At 64.2% G+C, this 3,612-nt stretch carries 3 protein-coding genes; 2 read left to right on the plus strand and 1 reads right to left on the minus strand.

Annotated elements, in window-relative coordinates; genetic code table 11:
• On the plus strand, positions 1-1,331 hold a 1,331-nt coding region (locus KAZ48_11385), incomplete at its 5' end, for an ABC transporter permease (GenBank protein MBP7973392.1).
• A gap of 52 nt (positions 1,332-1,383) precedes the next feature.
• Here the strand turns inward: KAZ48_11385 and KAZ48_11390 are convergent.
• Positions 1,384-2,010 carry an NADPH-dependent F420 reductase gene (locus tag KAZ48_11390; protein ID MBP7973393.1) on the minus strand — a complete coding sequence of 209 codons (627 nt, stop codon included), beginning with the start codon at positions 2,008-2,010 and terminating at the stop codon, positions 1,384-1,386.
• A 152-nt stretch (positions 2,011-2,162) separates the two neighbouring features.
• Here KAZ48_11390 and KAZ48_11395 point away from each other — a divergent pair.
• On the plus strand, positions 2,163-3,612 hold a 1,450-nt coding region (locus KAZ48_11395; GenBank protein MBP7973394.1), incomplete at its 3' end, for an AAA family ATPase.

Raw genomic sequence — 3,612 nt, forward strand, 5'->3', positions numbered from 1 at the left:
TGGGGGCAGCCATGGTGGCGATCCTCATGAGCATGCTGACCATCCGCCACACCCGTGCCGAGGAGGATGCCGGCCGGCTGGAACTCGTCCAAGCCGGTGTCGTGGGGCGCGCTGCCCCGCTTGCAGCAGCGCTTGGGCTGACGTTCTCGGCCTCGGTGGTGCTGGGCCTGCTTACTGCGCTGGGCCTGATCGCCGTGGGCCTTCCGGTGGCCGGCTCCCTCGCGTTTGGCGCATCCTGGGCGGTCGTCGGAATCGCGTTCGCAGCTATCGCCGGAATTGCAGCCCAGTTCACGCGGTCGGCTCGAGCGGCGAATGGGATCAGCCTGACCGTGTTGGCAGCGGCTTATCTGATCCGGGCCGCCGCCGATGGCAGCAACTCATTGACGTGGGCATCGTGGTTGTCACCGCTCGGAATCGGCCAGCAAGTTCGCGCGTACGCCGGTGATCGGTGGTGGGCTGCGGCGCTGCTGCTCGCGACTGGGGGAGGTCTGGCGGCAGCGGCATTCGCGCTGAACTCCAGGCGCGACCTTGGTGCGGGGATCCTGCCCGAACGGGCGGGTCCGGCCACCGCCGGGAAGGGCTTGGGCAGTGCGCTCGGCCTCGCCTGGCGGCTGCAGCGCGGAGCACTCTTGGGTTGGCTGGTCGCCTTTCTGATCTTCGGTGCGTTACTGGGCAACCTCGCGACCACCGCGTCGGCGATGCTCGATACCCCACAGGTTCGCGACCTGTTCGCCAAGCTCGGAACCAGCGGCGCACTCACCGATTCGTTCCTGGCCGCAGAGATGCGAATCGTTGGATTGATCGCGGCCGCATATGCGATCCAAGCCGCTATGCGATTGCACTCCGAAGAGGTCACCACGCATGCCGAGACCGTGCTCGCGACCGGCACCTCCCGGATCCGTTGGGCGGGCAGCCACATCGCCGTCGCCATCCTCGGTAGTGCGGTCCTGCTGGTGGCGGCTGGTGTTTCGGCCGGGGCAGCGCACGCGGTGCAAGTCGACGATTGGGCCCAGGTAGGCCGGGTGACCGCGGGTGCCGCCGTGGGGGTTCCGGCGGTGTGGGTTCTGGTTGGAGTTGTCGTGCTCATCTTCGGGTTCCTGCCACGACTCGCGTGGCTGGCGTGGGCGGTGCTGATCTTCTTCGTTCTCCTGGGAGAGTTCGGCGAATTGCTCAAGGTCCCTCAACCAGCGATGGACATCTCGCCGTTCACGCATGTCCCCAAACTGCCCGGTGGACAGTTCACAGCCACACCGCTGATCGTGATGACCCTCGTCGCTGTCGGGCTGGTTGTCGCGGGCCTTGTCGGATTTCGCCGCCGGGACCTCTTGTGATGGCGCAATCCGCGCCGTCCGGTTGACCCAACTCCGGCGGCAGGGTACCCGGTTAGTTCAGGGCGAGTTCGTCGCGTAACTGCTCGGCTGTGAGGCGCACGTTGTAAGCCGAGGAGGCTGGCTGGAAGCGGCGACCCTCACTGAGCGGTCCGGTATCCACGGTGTCGAAACCGAATGCCTCGATCAGTTCGGTGACGGTTGCCTTGGCGGCCGCGTCGTCCCCAGCAATGGGCAGCGCACGGCGTCCGGGCGTTCCAATCGGCTCACCCTGCTCGGCCAAATGTTGAAAGTAAATGCTGTTGAACGCCTTGACCACCGAGGACTGCGGCAGGTACGCGGCCAGCAGTTCGCTGGAAGTCGTGGAGTCGTTGTCAAGCTCGGCAATCTGTCCGTCGCGGTGGGGGTAGTAGTTGTTGGTGTCGATCACCACCTTGCCCGCAAGCGGTGCGACGGGGACCGAATCGAGCGCGGCCAGTGGAATCGTCACCACGACGATCTCCCCGGCTGCGCCAGCTTCCGCCGGCGTTGCCGCGCTCGCCTGTGTGCCCAAGTCCGCGACCAGCTCGGCGAGGGTCTCTGGACCCCGCGAATTGCTCATGACGACTTCGTTGCCAGCTGTAATTGCCAGCCGGGCCAGAGTGCTGCCGATGTTGCCACTACCGATGAATCCGATGCGCATTCCGACCAGAACCCGACGATTCGGTCAGGTATTCCCATCGGTGCGGATACCCGGTTCTAGCGGTCGCGTGACCGCTGACGGCTTGCGGCAAACATGGTGCGCACCCCGGATGACTTTGTTCGACGTTGCCGGAGGGCATACCCTCGACAATCGTGGCGCGTGCTTTGTATGTGATGTCGTTGGAGCCGGAGAGCGGCAAATCAATCGCTTCCCTCGGATTGATGGAGATGCTCTCCCGGCACGTGGACAAGGTGGGCTACTTCCGACCTGTCATTCGCGAGAGTGACACCCGCGACGTGACCATTGAACTGATGCGTTCGCGATACAACTTGGCGCAGTCCTACGACGAGTCGTTCGGGGTCACGACTGGCCAAACGCGTCACCTCGGTGGGTCACGCGACGCCCAGTCGATCATCGACCAGATCCTCACGCGATTCGAGGTGCTGTCCCGCGATTGCAGCATGGTCCTGGTGGAGGGCACCGACCACAGCGGCGCGAGTGCGGCCTTTGAGTTCGAGCTCAACATGGACTTGGCAACGAACCTGAGTGCACCGGTCATCGTCGTGAGCCGGGCGCACGATCATCGGCCGGACCAAGTCAGCGGTGCGCTGCACGCGGCCCGCGGAGCGCTGGCTGATCGAGACCTGGCGGTGGTGGGATTCCTCGTCAATCGGATCCAGCCGTCAAAGATCGAGAAGTTGAAGGCCCAAGTCACTGATCTCGATGTACCGACGTGGTTCTTACCCGAAGACCCGCAGATGTTGCTCCCGACCATTCGGCAGGCGGCAGATCATCTAGGCGCCAAGATCTTGCACGGCGATGAGCGCAGCCTCAATCGTGACTTGGCGTCGGTGCGGATTGCCGCGATGACGGTGCCGAATTTGATGGGACGGTGGGAGCCGGACACCTTGGTCATCACGCCGGGTGATCGCAGTGACGTGATCCTGGCGGGGATGACGGCGCGCTTCTCCGACTCGGTTCCCAACCTGACGGGCATCATCGCCACGGGTGGCATCGACCCAGATCCCAGCATCCTGGAGTTCATCAACGGGCTATCCGGCACGCAAACGCCGTTGCTGACAACGCACCGGGACACCTTCGACAGTGCCGCCCTGTTGGCCGAGCTCCGGCCCGAGCTCCGAGCATCCGATGACCGCAAAATCGCCGCCGCCCTCGGCTTGTTTGAGACCCACGTCGACACGGTCGACTTGGCTGAACGGATCGACATCGCCGAGACGACCGTCGTGACTCCACTGATGTTCCAGAACCGGTTGTTTCGCCAGGCAAGGACTGACAGGAAGCGGATCGTACTGCCGGAAGGAAACGACGACCGCGTGTTGACGGCTGCCGATCGGCTGCTGCAGCGCGACGTGTGTGAGCTGACGATTCTGGGCGACGCGGAGAAGATCCGCGAACGGGCAAAGTCCCTCGGACTGAACATCGACGATGCCCTCCTGATCGACCCGGAGACCTCCCTCTACCGCGACGAGTTCGCCAACGAGATGTACGAACTGCGCAAACACAAAGGGCTCACGCCCGAAGTTGCGCAAGACATGATCGCCGACGTTTCCGTCTTCGGCACCATGCTGGTGCAGCGCGGCG

The sequence above is a fragment of the Candidatus Nanopelagicales bacterium genome, from assembly GCA_018003655.1.
Taxonomy (GTDB): domain Bacteria; phylum Actinomycetota; class Actinomycetes; order S36-B12; family UBA10799; genus JAGNDY01.